We start from the raw sequence: 17,639 nt of genomic DNA, 5'->3' as shown, positions 1-17,639 counted from the left end.
CCATGGCTTCTAAGATCAAGAAGGGTGACCTCGTTCAGGTCATCACTGGCGCCAAGGCTGAGCGCGGCGGCGACCGCGGCAAGCAGGGCAAGGTCCTGCGTGTTTTCACCGACACCAACCGCGTGTTGGTTGAAGGCGTTAACCGCGTAACCAAGCACACCAAGGTCGGTCAGTCGCAGCGCGGCACCAAGACCGGTGGCATCGAGGTTGTTGAAGCCCCGATCCACATCTCCAACGTGGCTCTGGTTGACCCGTCCACCAAGAAGCCCACCCGCGTCGGCTTCCGCACTGAGACCGTTGAGCGTAACGGCAAGCAGCGCGAAGTCCGCATCCGCGTGGCCAAGAGCTCAGGGAAGGACATCTAATGACTGAGACTCTCGAGACTCCGGCAACGAAGATCGTTCCTCGTCTGAAGACCAAGTACGCAGAATCCATCAAGAGCACGCTCATTGAGGAATTCAAGTACCAGAACGTCAACCAGGTTCCCCGCCTCGTGAAGGTCGTTGTGAACATGGGTGTTGGAGATGCCGCCAAGGACTCCAAGCTGATCGACGGCGCTGTCCGCGACCTCACCCAGATCACCGGCCAGAAGCCGCAGGTAACCAAGGCCCGCAAGTCGATCGCACAGTTCAAGCTGCGCGAAGGCATGCCCATCGGTGCGCACGCTACCCTGCGTGGCGACCGCATGTGGGAATTCCTGGATCGTCTTGTCACCCTGGCACTGCCCCGTATCCGCGACTTCCGCGGACTGAGCGGCAAGCAGTTCGATGGCAACGGCAACTACACCTTCGGTCTGACCGAGCAGGTTATGTTCCACGAAATCGACCAGGACAAGATCGACCGCGTCCGCGGTATGGACATCACGGTTGTTACCACTGCCAAGACCGATGACGAAGGCCGTGCGCTGCTCAAGGCGCTTGGTTTCCCGTTCAAGGCCGAAGACTAATCTAACTACGTAAAAGGTCCGGCGGCACGGCCCTGACTCCGGTCAGGGAAGCTGCGCCGCGGAAACCGTTACGAGGAAGGGCAAGAGCCCACCATGACAATGACAGATCCTGTCGCAGACATGCTTACGCGTCTGCGCAATGCAAACTCGGCATACCACGACACCGTGACCATGCCGTACAGCAAGCTCAAGGCACGCGTCGCCGACATCCTCAAGGCCGAAGGTTTCATCGCCGGCTGGAAGGAAGAGGACGCTGAGGTTGGCAAGAAGCTGACCATCGAGCTCAAGTTCGGACCGAACCGCGAGCGTTCAATCGCTGGCGTTCGCCGTATCTCCAAGCCGGGCCTGCGTGTTTACGCAAAGTCCACCAACCTGCCGCACGTGCTCGGTGGCCTGGGTGTCGCAATCCTGTCCACCTCTTCCGGCCTCCTGACTGACAAGCAGGCCGGCAAGAAGGGCGTGGGCGGCGAAGTCCTCGCGTACGTCTGGTAACGGGAAAGGAAGAGAATAATGTCACGTATTGGACGTCTCCCCATCACCGTTCCTGCCGGCGTTGAGGTCAAGGTTGACGGCTCTGTCGTCAGCGTCAAGGGATCCAAAGGCGAGCTGAACCACACTGTGGCCAGCCCGATCGAGGTCACCCTGGATGCAGACACCCTGACTGTCGCCCGCCCGAACGACGAGCGCGCCTCCCGTTCACTCCACGGCCTGACCCGCACCCTGATCTCCAACATGATCGAGGGCGTCACCAAGGGCTACGAGAAGAAGCTTGAAATCGTCGGTACCGGTTACCGCGTTCAGGCCAAGGGATCTGACCTTGAGTTCGCTCTCGGTTTCAGCCACCCGGTCAATGTCTCCGCACCGGAGGGCATCACCTTTGCAGTTGAGACCCCGACCAAGCTCTCTGTTTCAGGTATCAACAAGCAGCAGGTCGGCGAGGTTGCTGCCAACATTCGCAAGCTGCGGAAGCCGGACCCCTACAAGGGCAAGGGCATCCGTTACGCCGGCGAAGTCATCCGCCGCAAGGTCGGAAAGGCTGGTAAGTAACCATGGCCATCTCAATTAACAAGAAGCGTACGAACAAGAGCAAGTCTGCTTCGCGCAGCCGCCGCCAGCTTCGTATCCGTAAGCGCATCTCCGGTACGGCTGTACGTCCGCGTCTGGTCGTCAACCGTTCCGCACGCCACGTATTCGTCCAGGTTGTCGATGACACCAAGGGCCAGACCGTAGCGAGCGCCTCCACTCTGGAAGCCGACCTTCGTGCATTCGACGGCGACAAGACTGCCAAGGCCAAGCGCGTTGGCGAACTCGTCGCAGAGCGTGCCAAGGCTGCCGGTATCGAAGCTGTTGTCTTCGACCGCGGTGGTAACAAGTACCACGGCCGGATCGCCGCCGTCGCTGACGGTGCACGTGAAGGTGGGCTGTCACTGTGACGGAAGCAAACAAGGAAAAGGACACTGTGTCTGCAGATCAGAAGGCTACTGAAGCCGTAGCTGCCACTGAGACCACTGCCCCCGCAGCTGCCGATGACCGCCGTGGTGGCGCTCGTCGCGGCGAGCGTGGCGACCGTGGCCAGGGCCGCGGCGACCGTGGTGGCCGTGGCGGCCGCGATGGCGGCCGTGAAGCCGAGAAGAGCCAGTTCGTAGAGCGCGTCGTCACCATCAACCGCGTTTCCAAGGTGGTCAAGGGTGGTCGTCGCTTCAGCTTCACCGCCTTGGTCGTCGTCGGTGACGGCAACGGTATGGTCGGCGTTGGCTACGGCAAGGCTAAGGAAGTTCCTGCCGCAATCGCAAAGGGCGTAGAAGAAGCTAAGAAGTCCTTCTTCCGCGTTCCCCGCGTTGGCAGCACCATCCCGCACCGCGTTCAGGGTGAGGCTGCCGCAGGCGTCGTAATGCTGCGTCCGGCCTCCGCCGGTACCGGTGTTATCGCCGGTGGCCCGGTCCGTGCAGTACTGGAGTGCGTGGGCATCCACGACATCCTCTCCAAGTCGCTCGGTTCCTCCAACGCCATCAACATCGTTCACGCGACTGTTGACGCCCTGAAGCGCCTCGAAGAGCCGGCAGCAGTGGCAGCACGCCGCGGCCTGCCCCTCGACGAGATCGCTCCGCCGGCACTGGTGAAGGCCCTTCTGAACATGAAGGCAGGTGCCTAGTCATGGCTAAGAACCTGATTCCCTCCGACGCGCAGTTGGAGATCACTCAGATCAAGTCCGCCATTGGCGGCAAGCAGAACCAGCGCGACACCCTGCGGTCCCTCGGCCTGAAGCGGATCGGACAGACTGTTGTCCGCACCGCCGATGCCGTGACTGTTGGAATGCTCAACACGGTTCCGCACCTGGTAAAGGTAGAGGAGGCGAAGTAAATGGCAGAGAACACTGCTGATAAGGCACAGGCTGCTGAGAAGCAGAACGCCCTGAAGGTTCACCACCTGCGTCCCGCCCCGGGTGCCAAGACCGCCAAGACCCGTGTTGGTCGTGGTGAAGCATCCAAGGGTAAGACCGCTGGCCGTGGCACGAAGGGTACTGCAGCCCGCTACCAGATCAAGGCTGGCTTTGCCGGCGGCCAGTTGCCGCTGCACATGCGCCTGCCCAAGCTGCGCGGCTTCAAGAACCCGTTCCGGGTCGAGTACCAGGTTGTAAACCTGGACAAGCTCAACGAGCTGTTCCCCGAAGGTGGCGCAGTCACCGTGGAGAACCTGGTCGAAAAGGGTGCCGTTCGCAAGAACCAGCCCGTCAAGGTGCTGGGCACCGGCGACATCACCGTCAAGGTTGACGTCACCGCCCACGCATTCTCGGCCAGCGCCGCTGAAAAGATTGCCGCAGCAGGCGGAAGCACCACCGCTCTCTAGAGCCGGTGGGCGCCAAGCCCGTTGTTGAACTCCCGGTCCCGGGGCTACGGCCCCGGGACCGGGAGTTTTTTCCATCCGCCCGGCGTTTTTTCGCCGCCATCCGGCGCAGCGCCGCTTCCGCGGATTGTTCGCAGGGCGCATACACCCGTTAGACTCGGTTGTTGGGATTCATCGATCCCCATCACACCACTCTTATAGACACCACAGGAGGACGCTTGCTTAGCGCATTTGGCCGGGCCTTTCGCACGCCTGATCTGCGACGCAAGTTGTTGTTCACGCTGGGAATCATCACCATCTTCCGCTTGGGTGCCTTCATTCCCTCGCCTGGTGTGAACTACCAGAACGTGCAGCAATGCTTGCAGGGCGGTCAGACGGCAGGCGGGCTGTACCAGCTCGTGAACCTGTTCAGCGGCGGAGCCCTGCTGCAGGTGTCCATCTTCGCCCTGGGTATCATGCCGTACATCACGGCAAGCATCATCGTCCAGTTGCTCCGGGTGGTCATTCCCCGGTTCCAGGAACTGTACGAGGAAGGCGCGTCCGGCCAGTCGAAACTGACCCAGTACACGCGCTACCTCACCATCGCACTGGGCCTGCTCAACGCCACCACCCTGGTGTCGCTGGCGCGTTCCGGCCAGCTGCTGCCCGGCTGCAACCTGCAGATCATTCCCGACAGCAGCGTGATCACCACCATCCTGATCATCATCACCCTGACGGCCGGCACCGGCCTGATCATGTGGATGGGCGAACTCGTGACCGAGAAGGGCGTGGGCAACGGCATGTCGCTGCTGATCTTCACGTCCATTGCTGCCACCTTCCCCACCTCCCTGGGCGCCATCTGGACCTCGCAGGGTCCCGGCACCTTCTTTATCGTCCTTGCCGTGGGCCTGCTCACCGTGGCCCTGGTGGTCTTCGTTGAGCAATCGCAGCGCCGCGTTCCTGTTCAGTACGCGAAGCGGATGATCGGCCGCCGGACCGTGGGCGGCACCAGCACCTACATCCCCATCAAGGTCAACATGGCCGGTGTCATCCCGGTGATCTTCGCGTCCTCCATGCTGTACCTGCCGGGCCTGGTTGCGCAGTTCAACCAGCCCAAGCAGGGCGAGCAGCTCCAGCCGTGGGTTGAATGGATCAACAACAACCTGACACGCGGTGACCACCCGATCTACATGGTGCTGTACTTCGCCATGATCGTGTTCTTTACCTACTTCTATGTCGCGATCACCTTCAACCCTGAAGAGGTCTCGGACAACATGAAGAAGTACGGCGGCTTTATCCCGGGTATCCGCGCGGGTAAGCCGACCGCTGACTATCTGCAGTACGTGCTCTCCAGGATCACCCTGCCAGGAGCCATGTACCTGGGCTTCGTGGCGCTGATTCCGCTGGTTGCACTGGTACTGATCAACGCGAACCAGAACTTCCCGTTCGGTGGCACCTCGATCCTGATCATGGTGGGCGTGGGTCTGGAGACCGTCAAGCAGATTGACGCACAGCTACAACAACGTCACTACGAAGGGCTTTTGCGATGACGAGAATGCTGATTATTGGGCCTCCGGGCTCCGGAAAAGGAACGCAGGCGGAACGGATTTCAGAGCGCCTCGGCGTTGTGGCCATCTCCACCGGCGACATCTTCCGTGCAAACGTGAAGGGCGAAACGCCGCTTGGCATCGAGGCCAAGAAGTACATGGACAACGGCGACTTCGTTCCGGACAGCGTGACCAACAAGATGGTGCGGGACCGGCTCAGCGAGTCCGACGTCGAAAACGGCTTCCTGCTGGACGGCTACCCCCGCACCACCGCCCAGGTGGACTACCTGGACGAGATCCTCGCCAAGGGTGAGGAAAAGCTCGACGTCGTCCTGCAGCTGACTGCCGACGATGAGGAACTGGTGCACCGGCTGCTCGGCCGGGCCAAGGAAACGGGCCGGAGCGACGACAACGAAGCCGTCATCCGCCACCGCCTTGACCTGTACCACGAGCAGACCGAAGCCGTGGTGGCCAAGTACGCCGAGCGCGGCATCCTCACCCAGGTGGACGGCATCGGCCCCATCGACGAGGTCACCGACCGCGTGATGCAGGCCATCAAGGCAGCGCAGGCAGCCTGATCCAGGCGGCAGTTATCCGAGGCTCCTCCCGTCATCCGGGAGGAGCCTCAGCCATTTGAAAGAAGGAACACCATGGCCTTTGGCCAGCCCCGCATCGAATACAAGACCAATGCCCAGATGCGCATCATGCACGAGGCAGGCCTGGTCCTGAGCCGCGCGCTTGACGCTGCCGTTGCCGCGGCCGTGCCCGGAGTGACCACCAAGCACCTGGACGACGTCTTCGCCGCCGTGCTGAACGAGGCGGGCGCAAAGTCGAACTTCCTCGGCTACCACGGCTTTCCGGCCACCATCTGCACCTCAGTCAACGAGGAAGTGGTGCACGGCATCCCCGGCAGCCGCGTGCTCAAGGACGGGGACATCATCTCGATCGACGGCGGCGCAATCGTGAACGGCTGGCACTCCGACTCCGCCAGGACCGTCATCGTGGGCACCGCCGATCCGGAGGACCAGCGCCTGTCTGACGTGACCAATGCAGCCATGTGGCGCGGAATCGCGGCACTGGCCACTGGCAAGCATGTGGGTGACATCGGGGCCGCCATCGACGACTACGTTTCCGCAGTCCCCGGCAAGCCGTTGGGGATCCTCGAAGATTACGTAGGCCACGGCATCGGCTCCGAAATGCACATGGCCCCGGATGTGCTGAACTACCGCACCAGCCACCGTGGACCCAAAATCCGGCCCGGCCTCTGCCTCGCGATCGAGCCCATGCTGGTCCGCGGCGGCATCGACACCGCTGTCCTTGAGGACGACTGGACCGTGGTGACCACGGACGGCCAGCGCTCCTGCCAGTGGGAGCACTCAGTGGCTGTCCATGAGAAGGGCATCTGGGTGCTGTCAGCGCCCGACGGCGGCGCGGAGCACCTGGTGCCCCTCGGGGTCACCCCGGTGCCGGTCCCGTAGCCCCGCGGCCTTCCTGCCCAGGCAGAAGCGCCGGCTGCCGTTGTGATTCCACAACGTCAGCCGGCGCTTCGTCCTTAAGGAGAAACTCAACCGAGCTTCGGCTTCACGTCCTTTTCGTAGATGCCCTCCAGCGTCTTCTTCAGGCTGGTCATGGTGGACTTGACGTCCGCCTGCTGGGTAAGGATCGCTGCGGCCGCCTTGGCCAGTTCCTGGTCAGCACCCGGGAGGAACACGCGGGCATTGTCCTGGACCCGCGTAACAGCCAGCTGGTCCACGGCAGTCTGGATCTGCGGCGTCCGGGCCAGGACCGCCTTCATGTCCGCCGACTCGCGGGTGGGCATGTAGCCGGTGGCAGCCGAGAAGGCTGCGCTGTTTTCCGGCTCGGTCATGAACTTGATGAACGTGCCGGCTGCCAGCTGCTCTTCCTTGGTGATGCCGCTGGGGATGCCCAGCCCTGCGCCGCCGGTGGGGCAGACGTTGGTCTCGGCCTTCGGTCCGCCGGGAAGGAAGCCCACACCCACATTGAACGGCGCGGACTTCAGCACGCCAAGGAGGGATCCGGTGGAGGAGATCGTGGACGAGGTCAGCCCGGCGGAGAAGTCGTCCGCAGCTTCCTTGGAGGAGACGCCGGCCCATCCGTTCTTGTAGATGGAGTCCTGGGCCCACTGCAGCGCTTCGATGGATTCAGGCGAATCGCAGGTGATCTCCCATTCCTTGGACCAGGAGCCACCCCAGCCCCAGAGGTTGTTTTGCAGGGTCCACCCCGCGTAGCCCGCCAGCGCAGGATAGATGTAGGCGTACTGCGCGCCTGAGCTGGCCTTCAGCTTGGGCGCCCACTCGCCGAACTCCTGCCAGGTCTTGGGTGCCCGGTCCGGCAGCCCGGCCGCCTTGAAGTGGTCCTTGTTGTAATAGAACAGGGGAGTTGAACGCCCGTAGGGGAGCGCCCATTGCTTGTCGTTGTACTTGTAGTCGTCCACGAGTGACTTTCGGAAATCGTCCAGCTTGATGTCCAGCTGCTTGACGAGGGCGTCCACCGGGATGATGCTGCCGTTGGTGAAGTAGCGGAACCACCAGACATCGGAGAGGACGACGACGCCCGGGAGGCCGGATTTTGCCGCCTGCGAGGTCTGGAACTTCTGCGCGATTTCCTCGTAGTTCGCGCCGGCTGTGACCAGGTTGACCCGGATGTCCGGGAACTTGGCGTGGAACTTCTCAATAATGGCCTTTTCGACGTCCTGCGACTTTCCGGGGTGGTTGGACCAGAAGTCGATTTTCGCGGCCGGTTTCACTCCACTGAAGTCGAGTTCCGCGGCTTCGCTGGCTTTGGGCGTGCCGCTCGTGGACGGGCCGCCGCAGGCTGCCAGGGCAGCGGCCGACGCCGTGACCCCGGCGAGTCCCAGGAAGTGCCTCCGATCGAGGTGCTGTGTCATGTGCAGGTCCTTTCATTGGGTGCCGCATTGAGGAGTTGGGTGCTTCTTCTGTGACGAACGACGGCGGCACGGGCTTACCCGGTGACGCTGCCCTGGGTGAGCCCGGCGACGATGTAACGCTGGAGGGCTGCGAAAACGATAAGGATGGGGACGATGACCAGGACGGCGCCAGCCATGAGGATGCCCCATCCGGAGGCGTTGCCCTCGGAGTTCTGGAGCAGTGTCAGGCCCACCGGCAGGGTCATGGTGTCGGGACGGTCCGTGATGATCAGCGGCCAGATGTACTCGTTCCACTCGCTGACAATGGTCACGAGTGCCACCGTGGCGATCGAGGGAACGGAGACCGGCACCACGATCCGCCAGAGGCGGCGCCAGTGGCCGGCGCCATCGATTTCCGCCGACTCAAGGATGGAGGCGGGCAGTGTGAGGAAGTGTTGGCGCAGGAGGAAGGTTCCGAAGGCGGTTCCGAGGCCCGGGAGGATGATGCCCCACAGGGTGTTCTTTCCGCCCATTCCCGAGATCAGGATGTAGTTGGGCAGGATGGACACCTGGGGCGGCACCATAAGGGCCACCAGGATCAGGACGAAAATCGCGTTCTTGAACGGGAAGCGCACGAACACCAGGGCGTAGGCCGTCAGGATGGCCAGGATGACTTTCACGCTGGCGCCCGTCACCGTGACGATGGTGCTGTTCAGGAAGAACTGGCCGAAGGGCACAGTGGTCATCGCGATCTGGTAGTTCTGCAGGTTGAGGCTTTCCGGCAGGATCTTCAGGTCCATGGTGATGATCTCACCAGGCTGCTTGAATGAGCTGAGCACCATCCAGAGCAGCGGCAGGAAGACCACCAGGGTTGCCAGGACCAGCGGGACGTAGCCGCCGAGGACGGCTTGCGCCAGGTTGCGCCGCGAGAAGGGCCGATCGCGGGGAAGAAGTGGTTCGGCTTCCTGCGTTGCCGGGACGGTGGGGTCCGGGTTGACCGGTGACAGGGAGCTCACGAGTAGTGCACCTTCCGCTCCACGAAACGCAGTTGGAACACGGTGATCACCAGGAGGATCGCGAACAGGACCACCGAGATGGCCGCCGAATAGCCTGCGCGGTTGAAGGCACCAAAGGCCTGGAGATACGCCTCGTAGATCAGGGTGCTGGTACCGGTTCCCAACGGGGTCATGATGCGGATCAGGTCGAAGGCCTGCAGCGAGGACAGCATGGTGGTGATCAGCAGGAAGAACGTGGTGGGGGACAGTAGCGGCAACGACATGCTGATGAACCGCCGGAACCCGTTCGCGCCATCCAGGGACGCCGCCTCCATGACATCCTGCGGCAGGGACTGCAGCCCGGCCAGGTAGACCACCGCGCAGTACCCCAGGTTCTTCCAGACGTAGACGAGGATGACCATGACCAGGGAAAGCTGCGGGTCATTGATCCACTGCGGGCTCTGCTGGCCGATGCCACGGAGCAGCCAGGCCAGGACGCCGTAGCCGGGATCGAAAATGAAGAGCCACACCAGGCCCACGCCCACGCCGGACAGGACGTAGGGAGCGAATACCGCCGAACGGGCGAAGGTGGTTCCCGGGACTTTCGCATTCAGCGCCAGGGCGATGAGCAGCCCCAGGATCATGGATCCGCCCACCGTGACTGCAGTGAAGATCGCCGTGGTGCCCAGTACCTTGGAGGCGTCGTCGCTGGTGAAGAAGGTGACGTAGTTATTGATGCCCACCACCGTGGCTGAGGGCGACCCCAGGGTCCAGTCCAGCGTGGAGTAGTAGATGTTGCTGACCAACGGCCTGTATGTGAAGACGGCGATCAGCACCAGGTTGGGCAAAGCGAGGGCAAGGAACACGAAGAAGTCACGCCGGGTTCGCTGCGTCCAGCGCCGGCGTCCAGGGGCGGCGGCGGGTCCGGGCTTCGTGGGATCGGTGGACGGATGGGGTGCGAGTTGACGGGTCATGCGGTCTCTCACGGGATTCGTGCCTGCTCGTGGCCGGCCGTGGTCGGGGGAGTCTAGCCATTACTTCACCACAAAGTCAGTAGGCGGAAAGCTACGAATGCCCTCGTGAGGGGGACTGTTATACGAGGCTTCATTGCCTGTTAACGCTGTGCTGCCTGCAGTCTTGCACAAACTTTGTTTGAAAGTCAGGGACCCGCCGTATTCATCAGTTTGCTGGTCAAAAGGGCAGAATGGATGCCATGGGAGCGATCACCGATGTCCCCGGGATCCGGGTTGGCCACGCGCAAAAGTCCGACGACGGCTGGCTGACCGGGGTGACGGTGGTCCTTCCGCCGCCGGGCACGGTGGGTTCGGTGGATGTCCAGGGAGGCGGACCGGCCACACATGAGACGGACGCCCTGGACCCCACCACCCTGGTCAGCGCCGTCGACGCCGTGGTCCTCACCGGCGGCAGCGCGTACGGCCTAGCCTCCGCCGCCGGCGCCCAGCGCTGGTGCGAGGAGAACGGCCGCGGGTTCCCGGTGCCCGGGGGAGTAGTCCCTATCGTGCCGGCCGCCGCGATCTTCGACCTGGGCAGGGGCGGGGACTTCTCCGCACGTCCGACGGCGGACATGGGCTACGCGGCAACCGCCGCCGCTGCGTCGCAAACGGAAGGGCACGACGTCGGGCGCGGCAACGTGGGCGCCGGCACCGGGGCCCTCATCGGCAGGGGACAGTTCAAAGGCGGCGCAGGAACGGCCTCCATCACGCTGGACAACGGCATCGTTGTCGGCGCCCTTGCCATAGTCAATGCGTTGGGACTCCCCTTGGGGTTCGAAAAGCCCAATCGCCATGATGCAGACGCCCCGCTGAACACCACCCTCGTTGTTGTCGCCACCAATGCGGTGCTCGATGTTGCCGAGTGCAAGCGAACTGCTTCGGCGGCGCACGCCGGGATAGCAAGGGCCCTGAATCCAAGCCACACCCTGGCTGACGGGGACACTGTATTTTGCCTGGCCACCCAGGCTGCGGCACTCGATCGTTCGGACGAAGCTGCCCGGCGGCTCAGCCTCATCACCCTGCAGAGTGCGGCAGCCGACGTCGTACGTTTGGCCATCCTCGACGGCGTAGCCAGTGCCCGGGCCGTGAGCACTCCGGCGGGGGAATATGGTGCGTACGGCGGCGGGATGCGCTAGCATGGCTGGATTTAACTTTCGCTGCAAAGTGGCGTAGTGTTGTTTGTTGGTTGTCTGGACTGCCACGCCCTTTTGGGTCTGGAGCCGGCAATCGATCCAACCAAAACGTTCGTGGCCATGCCCGGTGCAATCCGGCAGGGCTGCGGCAACAACAGTTAGCGGAGGGTATGGCCAAGAAGGACGGGGTCATTGAGATCGAAGGCGTTGTGACCGAGGCGCTGCCTAACGCGATGTTTCGCGTTGAGCTCACCAACAAGCACATCGTTCTGGCACACATCTCTGGAAAGATGCGTCAGCACTACATCCGAATCCTCCCAGAGGACCGCGTAGTGGTGGAGCTGAGCCCGTACGACCTCACCCGTGGTCGTATCGTCTACCGCTACAAGTAAATTGCTGGGCGGCTTCAGCGCGAGCTGAGCGCCGCTCCAGTTGACCAACTGTTACACGCAAAGGAATGCCATGAAGGTCAAGCCGAGCGTCAAGCAGATCTGCGAAAAGTGCAAAGTGATCCGCCGTAATGGCCGGGTCATGGTGATCTGCGAGAACCCGCGCCACAAGCAGCGCCAGGGCTAATTTCCCTTCATCGGGAAATCCTGGGTTGCTAACCCACGCAAGTAAATAAAGGCAGCACAAGCTGATCTGGAACATTGAGCTCGAAAGAGTCCGGACAGCTAACCCCCGGTCGGAGGCTGGGGCCGCACAGAACGTGCGGGTGTACTGCCTAGGACCTCCGGTTTATCAAGGAGTACTGCCACTATGGCTCGTCTCGCTGGCGTAGACATTCCCCGCGAAAAGCGGCTGGAAATTGCGCTTACTTACATCTACGGCGTGGGCAAGACCCGTGCACACGAAACCCTGGCTGCCACGGGCATCAGCGCTGACGTTCGCGTCAAGGACCTGACTGACGCCCAGCTGGTTGAGCTGCGTGACTACATTGAAGGCAACTACAAGGTTGAGGGTGACCTTCGCCGCGAAGTAGCAGCAGATATCCGCCGCAAGGTTGAAATCGGCAGCTACGAAGGCCTGCGCCACCGCAAGGGCCTGCCCGTACGCGGACAGCGTACGAAGACCAACGCACGTACCCGCAAGGGCCCGAAGCGTACCGTCGCCGGCAAGAAGAAGGCCCGTTAAAATCCCCGCCGGGACTAACGGACTTTCCCCCGATAACTTTCTGTAGGAGAAAAAATGCCCCCGAAGACTCGTGGCGCGGTTCGCAAGCCGCGTAAGAAGGACAAGAAGAATATCGCGCTGGGCCAGGCGCACATCAAGAGCACTTTTAACAACACCATCGTTTCCATCACGGACCCGAACGGCGCTGTTATCTCTTGGGCTTCCTCAGGTGAGGTTGGCTTCAAGGGCTCGCGTAAGTCCACCCCGTTCGCAGCCCAGATGGCCGCCGAAGCTGCTGCCAAGCGTGCGCAGGAGCACGGCATGCGCAAGGTAGACGTTTTCGTCAAGGGCCCGGGCTCCGGACGCGAGACCGCGATCCGTTCGCTCCAGGCCGCCGGCCTCGAGGTTGGCTCCATCCAGGACGTCACCCCCGCCGCGCACAACGGCTGCCGCCCGCCGAAGCGCCGCCGCGTCTAAGGCTTTTCCGCCGTTTGAGCTTGCCCGGACCGTCGACGGTCCGGGCAAGCCCAGCGCGTTAAGTCTTCAGACCGAATTTCCACCACCTGTGTTGCGTCATATAGCGGATGCTCGCCGAAAGGAAACCTAAGTGCTCATTGCACAGCGCCCCACCCTCTCCGAAGAGGTAGTCTCCGAAAACCGTTCGCGTTTCATCATTGAACCGCTGGAACCGGGCTTCGGCTACACCCTCGGAAACTCCCTCCGCCGTACCCTGCTCTCCTCCATCCCCGGTGCTGCCGTAACCAGCATCCGGATCGATGGCGTGCTGCACGAGTTCACCACGGTTCCGGGTGTCAAGGAAGATGTCACTGAGATCATCCTGAACATCAAGAGCCTCTCGGTCTCCTCCGAGCACGATGAGCCGGTTGTTGCATACCTGCGCAAGCAGGGCCCCGGAGTCGTCACCGCCGCGGACATCGCTCCGCCGGCCGGCGTCGAATTCCACAACCCGGATCTGCACATCGCCACGCTGAACTCGAAGGGCAAGTTCGAACTCGAACTGACCATCGAGCGCGGCCGCGGCTACGTTTCGGCAGCTCAGAACAAGTCCGGCGATGCAGAGATCGGCCGCATCCCGGTCGACTCCATCTACTCGCCGGTGCTGAAGGTTACTTTCCGCGTGGAAGCAACCCGTGTTGAGCAGCGCACCGACTTCGACAAGCTGATTGTCGACGTCGAGACCAAGCAGGCCATCGCCCCGCGCGATGCTGTTGCTTCCGCAGGCACCACCCTGGTGGAGCTCTTCGGTCTGGCACGTGAGCTGAACACCGCAGCTGAAGGTATCGAGATCGGCCCGTCGCCCACCGACGCTGCCCTGGCAGCCGACATGGCACTGCCGATCGAGGATCTGGACCTCACCGTCCGTTCCTACAACTGCCTCAAGCGTGAGGGCATCCACACCGTGGGTGAACTCGTTGCCCGCTCCGAGGCTGACCTGATGGACATCCGCAACTTCGGTGCCAAGTCCATTGACGAGGTCAAGGCAAAGCTGGTTGAACTGGGCCTGTCCCTCAAGGACTCGCCTCCCGGTTTTGACCTCGCAGCACGCGCCGCAGCAATCGAAGAGGACGACGCCGCCTTCGGCGACGACGAACTCTAAACCAGACCTTGGCCGGCGGGCAGGCACCACGGTGTGCAGCGCCCACGGCTTCCATTTGAGGAGAAACAATTATGCCTACCCCCACTAAGGGTCCGCGCCTCGGAGGCGGCCCGGCTCACGAGCGCCTCATGCTCGCGAACCTGGCAGCATCCCTGTTCGAGCACAAGCGGATCACCACCACGGTGACCAAGGCCAAGCGCCTGAAGCCGTACGCAGAGCGCCTGGTCACCTTCGCCAAGCGTGGCGACCTCGCTTCCCGCCGCCGGGTCCTCGGCCTGATCAGCAACAAGGGCGTCGTCCACGAGCTGTTCACCGACATCGCCCAGGCTGTGGAGAACCGCGACGGCGGCTACACCCGCATCACCAAGATCGGCAACCGCAAGGGCGACAACGCTCCCATGGCTGTCATCGAGCTCGTCCTCGAGCCGGTTTCCGCCAAGCAGGCTGTTGTAGCCGAGGCTACCTCCGCTGCGAAGCGCGACGCTGACAAGAAGGAAGCCGCTGCTGCACCCGTTGCAGAAGAGGCTCCCGAGGCAGAGGCTGTTGAAGCCGACGCTGCTGAGGCTCCGGCTGAAGAGGCTGCAACCGAAGAGGCTCCGGCCGCTGAGGAAGCCCCCGAGGCTCCCGCAGCCGAGGAAAAGGACGCGAAGTAATTCGCTGACTTCCTTCGCATAGACTTGAGTCTATGAACGACCAAAAACCCGCGGCCCCCGTATTGGGGGGCGGCGGGTTTTTGCGTGTCCGGCTTGATTTGTCGTACGACGGCGGCCCTTTCAGCGGGTGGGCACTGCAGCCTGGCCTGCGCACTGTCCAGGGGGTCCTCGAGGAGGCCCTGCACCTGCTGGTACGGCGGCCGGTCCGCGTCACCGTTGCGGGCCGGACGGACGCGGGAGTGCACGCACGCGGCCAGGTTGTCCACCTGGACCTCACGGAAGCCGAGTGGCGGGGACTGCCCCGCGGGCACGAACTGGATCCCGCCGTCGCCATGCTCCGCAGGATCCGCGGCGCCCTGAGCCGGGTGCTCGGGGACCTCACCGGCGCCGTGGAGGTGCACAGGATTACGCTGGCACCCGAAGGCTTTGACGCCCGTTTCTCGGCCCTGTGGCGGCGCTACAGCTACCGCATCGCGGACGGGCCCGCCCTGTGGGACCCGCTGGGCCGGTACTCCACCCTGTGGCATAAGAACCCGCTGGACGTGGACCTGCTCAACGAGGGTGCCTCCAAGCTCCTGGGGCTGCAGAACTTCCTGTCCTTCTGCAAGCCGCGGGAGGGTGCAACCACTATCCGCGAGCTCCAGCGCTTCGAGTTCACGCGGGCCGAAGACGGCGTCATCGTGGCCACTGTCCAGGCCGACGCTTTTTGCCACAACATGGTGCGCGCCCTGGTCGGCTCTGCCCTGTACGTGGGGGAGGGCGTTGAGGAAGCGGGCTGGCTGCACGAGCGCCTGCTGGCCAGGAAGCGGGACGCCAAGTCCGTGCTCGCCGCGCCGCACCCGCTGGTGCTGGAGGAAGTGGCCTACCCGTCCGACGACGAGCTGCTGGCCCGTGCGGAACTGACAAGGGCGCTCCGGGAGCACTGAACCCATCGGTTGCTCCGTAGATGCCGTTTTGAGCCGTCAAAACGGCATCTACGGAGCAATCGATTCCCTAGAACGACGGCGGGGGCCCGTCCGCCGGTAGTGTCAGCGTGAACGTGCTGCCCTTGCCCTGGCCGCTCTCACAGGTGATGCTGCCGCCGTGGCCCTCCACGATCATCTTGGTGATGGACAGGCCAAGCCCGGCGCCGGCTATGGCCGCTTTCCGTGCAGATTCCGTCCGGAAGAAGCGCTTGAAGACCCTCGCGGTGTCTTCCCGGCTCATCCCCATTCCCGTGTCGCTGACGCTGAGCCGGACCCACTCCTCACTGAAGCTGGCGCTGACGCTGACCGTCCCGCCGTCGGGGGAGTACTTGATGGCGTTGGAGACGAGGTTGTCCAGCGCCTGGCCGATGCGCAGCGGGTCGGCGTAGGCCCAGAGAGGCGAGGGAACGTCGGCCCTGAGCTGGATATGTGCCCGCTCGGCCTGGGCCTGCGCGGAGCCCAGGCTGGTTTCCACCAGGCTGGCCAGGTCTGTCCGCTTGGGGTGCACGTTCAGGGCCGTGGAGGCGGTCGCCGTCAGGTCGGACACCAGGGCAACCAGCCGTTCCGCGTTCCGCTGGACCACCAGCAGGCGCTGGGCCACCTGTGGCGGCAGTTCAGCGCCGGCGTCATCCAGGACAAGGTCGATGTTTCCGATGATGGAATTCAGGGGCGACTTGAACTCGTGGGAGACGTTCGTGACGAGTTCCTGGTTGGCGGCGAGTGCTTCCACCCAGCCGGTGACATCGCTGTAGACCACCACCGCACCGTTGAAGCTGCCGTCCTCGCTGACCAGGGGCCGGGCGGCCGTGGACACGGCGCGCTGTTCTGCTCCCTCACCGGCCCACACCAGGTAGTCAGCGAAGGACTCACCTGCGATGGCCCGGCTGATGGGACGCTTTTCCGGCGGCAGCAGGGTCCGCCTGTCCTGGCCGAAGATCAGCTGGTGGCCCTGCCCCGGGGCGGCATCGTCGGCGCCGGTGGCCCGGCGGAAGTTCCGCTGCCGGTCGTTGGAGACGAGGAAGCGGCCGGAACGGTCGACGGCGGCAATTCCGACGTCGGTGGCGTCCAGGACCGTCTGGAGCAGCTTTTCCCGTTCCCGGCTTTCGCGCAGCAGCGTCCTGAGCTCCCTGTCCTTCTCCGCGAGTTCACGCTGCTGGAGCCGGACATGGATACTGGCAAACCGGATGGCGAGCGATACCGAGAGCATCATGAGGGGAAAGAGGACAACGGTGGTGATGTCCGTGGCGTTCAGGTTGGGGAAACGTCCCGCAATTGGGGGAAGCATGATGAACATTGGGCCAACAAAGCTCAACACCAGGCTGGTGCGTGTGAGCATTCCTGAGGCGGAAAGCCAGATCACCGGAAAGACCACCAGGACAGCGAGCCCAGGCAGGAGCGGGGCGGCGCCGTTGCGCAGAAACCCGATGGCCGCGAAGTCCAGGACGGGGACAAACAGATAGGACCGGTGGCCCAGGCGCTCCCACGGCACCAGGAAACAGCCCAGGAAGAGGATCCCATGGAGCAGGATTCCGGTCATATAGAGGGGACTGTGCAGCAACGATGGCCAGGCGACGGGCGTAGCCGCCGCAAGGCCGGCAACAATCAACGTCAGCGGAAGCTGGCACAGCACCACCTGGGCCCGGGGTCCGAGACCCCGGAAGAACCGTATAGGTCCACGCTGGAACAAGTGCTCAGCCATGAGTGCGATTCAAACCCCGCGGACTTGGAATGGAATGCCGGGCGGCAAGTGCGTTCGAATTCCTGATGGTCACCGTTAGCACATCCTTTCGGCTCGTAATCCACATGTCTTGTCATGATAATTGACTTTCCGAAATGAATGGGGAAGTAGATGTGGTCAGTAGAGGTAACGAGTAGCGTATAAATGGTTGGAGCGGATATGGCATTGGCGCTGGGCTGATGGGGGGCCATGTCCGCCTGGCATGGGG

23 protein-coding genes are annotated in these 17,639 nt (G+C 63.1%); 19 read left to right on the top strand and 4 right to left on the bottom strand.

Annotated elements, in window-relative coordinates; translation table 11 throughout:
• Window positions 1–2: 2 nt before the first annotated feature.
• From rplX to map, 11 genes are all read left to right on the top strand, one after another.
• The gene (gene rplX / locus SMD14_RS14470; protein ID WP_102975106.1) at window positions 3–365 is read left to right on the top strand and encodes a 50S ribosomal protein L24; all 363 of its coding nucleotides are present in this window, start codon (window positions 3–5) and stop codon (window positions 363–365) included.
• The gene (gene rplE, locus SMD14_RS14465) at window positions 365–946 is read left to right on the top strand and encodes a 50S ribosomal protein L5 (protein ID WP_102975105.1); all 582 of its coding nucleotides are present in this window, start codon (window positions 365–367) and stop codon (window positions 944–946) included. The genes rplX and rplE overlap by 1 nt, the downstream gene beginning before the upstream one ends.
• Window positions 947–1,039: 93 nt before the next feature.
• The gene (gene rpsH, locus SMD14_RS14460) at window positions 1,040–1,438 is read left to right on the top strand and encodes a 30S ribosomal protein S8 (RefSeq protein WP_041652213.1); all 399 of its coding nucleotides are present in this window, start codon (window positions 1,040–1,042) and stop codon (window positions 1,436–1,438) included.
• A gap of 18 nt (window positions 1,439–1,456) precedes the next feature.
• A complete protein-coding gene (gene rplF, locus SMD14_RS14455; RefSeq protein ID WP_050054319.1) occupies window positions 1,457–1,993 on the top strand; it encodes a 50S ribosomal protein L6 in 537 nt (178 codons plus the stop codon).
• Window positions 1,994–1,995: 2 nt separating this feature from the next.
• The gene (gene rplR, locus SMD14_RS14450; protein WP_157241605.1) at window positions 1,996–2,379 is read left to right on the top strand and encodes a 50S ribosomal protein L18; all 384 of its coding nucleotides are present in this window, start codon (window positions 1,996–1,998) and stop codon (window positions 2,377–2,379) included.
• On the top strand, window positions 2,376–3,098 hold the full coding sequence (rpsE, locus tag SMD14_RS14445) for a 30S ribosomal protein S5 (protein ID WP_321214078.1): 723 nt from the start codon (window positions 2,376–2,378) through the stop codon (window positions 3,096–3,098). Before rplR ends, rpsE begins: the two co-directional genes overlap by 4 nt.
• A 2-nt stretch (window positions 3,099–3,100) precedes the next feature.
• A complete protein-coding gene (gene rpmD / locus SMD14_RS14440; RefSeq protein ID WP_078027228.1) occupies window positions 3,101–3,307 on the top strand; it encodes a 50S ribosomal protein L30 in 207 nt (68 codons plus the stop codon).
• Window positions 3,308–3,793 carry a 50S ribosomal protein L15 gene (gene rplO, locus SMD14_RS14435; RefSeq protein WP_157241606.1) on the top strand — a complete coding sequence of 162 codons (486 nt, stop codon included), beginning with the start codon at window positions 3,308–3,310 and terminating at the stop codon, window positions 3,791–3,793.
• A 215-nt stretch (window positions 3,794–4,008) separates the two neighbouring features.
• Window positions 4,009–5,319, top strand: a complete 1,311-nt coding sequence (gene secY, locus SMD14_RS14430) for a preprotein translocase subunit SecY (protein WP_321214077.1) — start codon at window positions 4,009–4,011, stop codon at window positions 5,317–5,319.
• A gap of 5 nt (window positions 5,320–5,324) precedes the next feature.
• Window positions 5,325–5,894 (top strand): adenylate kinase, encoded by a 570-nt coding sequence (locus SMD14_RS14425; protein ID WP_197432583.1) that lies wholly within the window; start codon window positions 5,325–5,327, stop codon window positions 5,892–5,894.
• 72 nt (window positions 5,895–5,966) lie between these two features.
• Window positions 5,967–6,794: a type I methionyl aminopeptidase gene (map, locus tag SMD14_RS14420; RefSeq protein WP_157241608.1), complete on the top strand. Its 828-nt coding sequence runs from the start codon at window positions 5,967–5,969 to the stop codon at window positions 6,792–6,794.
• Window positions 6,795–6,880: 86 nt separating this feature from the next.
• Here map and SMD14_RS14415 read toward each other — a convergent pair whose 3' ends face one another.
• From SMD14_RS14415 to SMD14_RS14405, 3 genes are all read right to left on the bottom strand, one after another.
• Window positions 6,881–8,224, bottom strand: coding sequence for an ABC transporter substrate-binding protein (locus SMD14_RS14415; protein ID WP_321214076.1), 1,344 nt, complete (start codon window positions 8,222–8,224; stop codon window positions 6,881–6,883).
• Window positions 8,225–8,298: 74 nt separating this feature from the next.
• Window positions 8,299–9,219, bottom strand: a complete 921-nt coding sequence (locus SMD14_RS14410; protein ID WP_321214075.1) for a carbohydrate ABC transporter permease — start codon at window positions 9,217–9,219, stop codon at window positions 8,299–8,301.
• Window positions 9,216–10,172, bottom strand: coding sequence for a carbohydrate ABC transporter permease (locus tag SMD14_RS14405; RefSeq protein WP_197432481.1), 957 nt, complete (start codon window positions 10,170–10,172; stop codon window positions 9,216–9,218). The genes SMD14_RS14410 and SMD14_RS14405 overlap by 4 nt, the downstream gene beginning before the upstream one ends.
• 239 nt (window positions 10,173–10,411) lie before the next feature.
• On the opposite strand from SMD14_RS14405, the gene SMD14_RS14400 reads away from it, so the two are divergent.
• The 8 genes from SMD14_RS14400 to SMD14_RS14365 all read left to right on the top strand — a co-directional run bounded on the left by SMD14_RS14400 (window position 10,412) and on the right by SMD14_RS14365 (window position 15,654).
• Entirely contained in the window at window positions 10,412–11,347 is a 936-nt protein-coding gene (locus tag SMD14_RS14400; protein ID WP_321214074.1) for a P1 family peptidase, read from the top strand.
• A 167-nt stretch (window positions 11,348–11,514) separates the two neighbouring features.
• Window positions 11,515–11,736, top strand: a complete 222-nt coding sequence (gene infA, locus SMD14_RS14395) for a translation initiation factor IF-1 (protein ID WP_009358723.1) — start codon at window positions 11,515–11,517, stop codon at window positions 11,734–11,736.
• Between the two features lie 70 nt (window positions 11,737–11,806).
• On the top strand, window positions 11,807–11,920 hold the full coding sequence (gene rpmJ / locus SMD14_RS14390) for a 50S ribosomal protein L36 (RefSeq protein WP_009358722.1): 114 nt from the start codon (window positions 11,807–11,809) through the stop codon (window positions 11,918–11,920).
• 183 nt (window positions 11,921–12,103) lie between these two features.
• Window positions 12,104–12,478 (top strand): 30S ribosomal protein S13, encoded by a 375-nt coding sequence (gene rpsM / locus SMD14_RS14385; protein WP_003803743.1) that lies wholly within the window; start codon window positions 12,104–12,106, stop codon window positions 12,476–12,478.
• Between the two features lie 54 nt (window positions 12,479–12,532).
• Window positions 12,533–12,934, top strand: a complete 402-nt coding sequence (rpsK, locus tag SMD14_RS14380) for a 30S ribosomal protein S11 (RefSeq protein ID WP_018769149.1) — start codon at window positions 12,533–12,535, stop codon at window positions 12,932–12,934.
• Between the two features lie 130 nt (window positions 12,935–13,064).
• Window positions 13,065–14,075 carry a DNA-directed RNA polymerase subunit alpha gene (locus SMD14_RS14375; RefSeq protein WP_013601812.1) on the top strand — a complete coding sequence of 337 codons (1,011 nt, stop codon included), beginning with the start codon at window positions 13,065–13,067 and terminating at the stop codon, window positions 14,073–14,075.
• Between the two features lie 71 nt (window positions 14,076–14,146).
• Entirely contained in the window at window positions 14,147–14,728 is a 582-nt protein-coding gene (gene rplQ, locus SMD14_RS14370) for a 50S ribosomal protein L17 (RefSeq protein ID WP_157241611.1), read from the top strand.
• Window positions 14,729–14,760: 32 nt separating this feature from the next.
• Complete coding sequence (locus tag SMD14_RS14365; RefSeq protein ID WP_321214073.1) at window positions 14,761–15,654, top strand: tRNA pseudouridine synthase A; 894 nt, start codon at window positions 14,761–14,763, stop codon at window positions 15,652–15,654.
• 67 nt (window positions 15,655–15,721) lie between these two features.
• Here the strand turns inward: SMD14_RS14365 and SMD14_RS14360 are convergent, their stop codons facing one another.
• Entirely contained in the window at window positions 15,722–17,392 is a 1,671-nt protein-coding gene (locus SMD14_RS14360) for an ATP-binding protein (protein ID WP_321214072.1), read from the bottom strand.
• Between the last annotated feature and the right edge of the window lie 247 nt (window positions 17,393–17,639).

The sequence above is a fragment of the Pseudarthrobacter oxydans genome, assembly GCF_034258515.1.
Taxonomy (GTDB): Bacteria; Actinomycetota; Actinomycetes; order Actinomycetales; family Micrococcaceae; genus Arthrobacter.
This window is presented reverse-complemented; position numbering and strand designations above follow the sequence as displayed.

Excerpts from the sequence above, each read along its gene's own strand:
- rplR (WP_157241605.1), top strand. The coding sequence starts at position 1,996 with ATGGCCATCTCAATTAACAAGAAGCGTACGAACAAGAGCAAGTCTGCT.
- SMD14_RS14425 (WP_197432583.1), top strand. The coding sequence starts at position 5,325 with ATGCTGATTATTGGGCCTCCGGGCTCCGGAAAAGGAACGCAGGCGGAA.
- SMD14_RS14405 (WP_197432481.1), bottom strand. The coding sequence starts at position 10,172 with ATGACCCGTCAACTCGCACCCCATCCGTCCACCGATCCCACGAAGCCC.
- rpsK (WP_018769149.1), top strand. The coding sequence starts at position 12,533 with ATGCCCCCGAAGACTCGTGGCGCGGTTCGCAAGCCGCGTAAGAAGGAC.
- rplE (WP_102975105.1), top strand. The coding sequence starts at position 365 with ATGACTGAGACTCTCGAGACTCCGGCAACGAAGATCGTTCCTCGTCTG.
- rplO (WP_157241606.1), top strand. The coding sequence starts at position 3,308 with ATGGCAGAGAACACTGCTGATAAGGCACAGGCTGCTGAGAAGCAGAAC.
- SMD14_RS14400 (WP_321214074.1), top strand. The coding sequence starts at position 10,412 with ATGGGAGCGATCACCGATGTCCCCGGGATCCGGGTTGGCCACGCGCAA.
- map (WP_157241608.1), top strand. The coding sequence starts at position 5,967 with ATGGCCTTTGGCCAGCCCCGCATCGAATACAAGACCAATGCCCAGATG.
- rpsH (WP_041652213.1), top strand. The coding sequence starts at position 1,040 with ATGACAATGACAGATCCTGTCGCAGACATGCTTACGCGTCTGCGCAAT.
- rplQ (WP_157241611.1), top strand. The coding sequence starts at position 14,147 with ATGCCTACCCCCACTAAGGGTCCGCGCCTCGGAGGCGGCCCGGCTCAC.
- rpsM (WP_003803743.1), top strand. The coding sequence starts at position 12,104 with ATGGCTCGTCTCGCTGGCGTAGACATTCCCCGCGAAAAGCGGCTGGAA.
- rplF (WP_050054319.1), top strand. The coding sequence starts at position 1,457 with ATGTCACGTATTGGACGTCTCCCCATCACCGTTCCTGCCGGCGTTGAG.
- rpmD (WP_078027228.1), top strand. The coding sequence starts at position 3,101 with ATGGCTAAGAACCTGATTCCCTCCGACGCGCAGTTGGAGATCACTCAG.
- rpmJ (WP_009358722.1), top strand. The coding sequence starts at position 11,807 with ATGAAGGTCAAGCCGAGCGTCAAGCAGATCTGCGAAAAGTGCAAAGTG.
- SMD14_RS14360 (WP_321214072.1), bottom strand. The coding sequence starts at position 17,392 with ATGGCTGAGCACTTGTTCCAGCGTGGACCTATACGGTTCTTCCGGGGT.
- rplX (WP_102975106.1), top strand. The coding sequence starts at position 3 with ATGGCTTCTAAGATCAAGAAGGGTGACCTCGTTCAGGTCATCACTGGC.
- SMD14_RS14415 (WP_321214076.1), bottom strand. The coding sequence starts at position 8,224 with ATGACACAGCACCTCGATCGGAGGCACTTCCTGGGACTCGCCGGGGTC.
- SMD14_RS14365 (WP_321214073.1), top strand. The coding sequence starts at position 14,761 with ATGAACGACCAAAAACCCGCGGCCCCCGTATTGGGGGGCGGCGGGTTT.
- infA (WP_009358723.1), top strand. The coding sequence starts at position 11,515 with ATGGCCAAGAAGGACGGGGTCATTGAGATCGAAGGCGTTGTGACCGAG.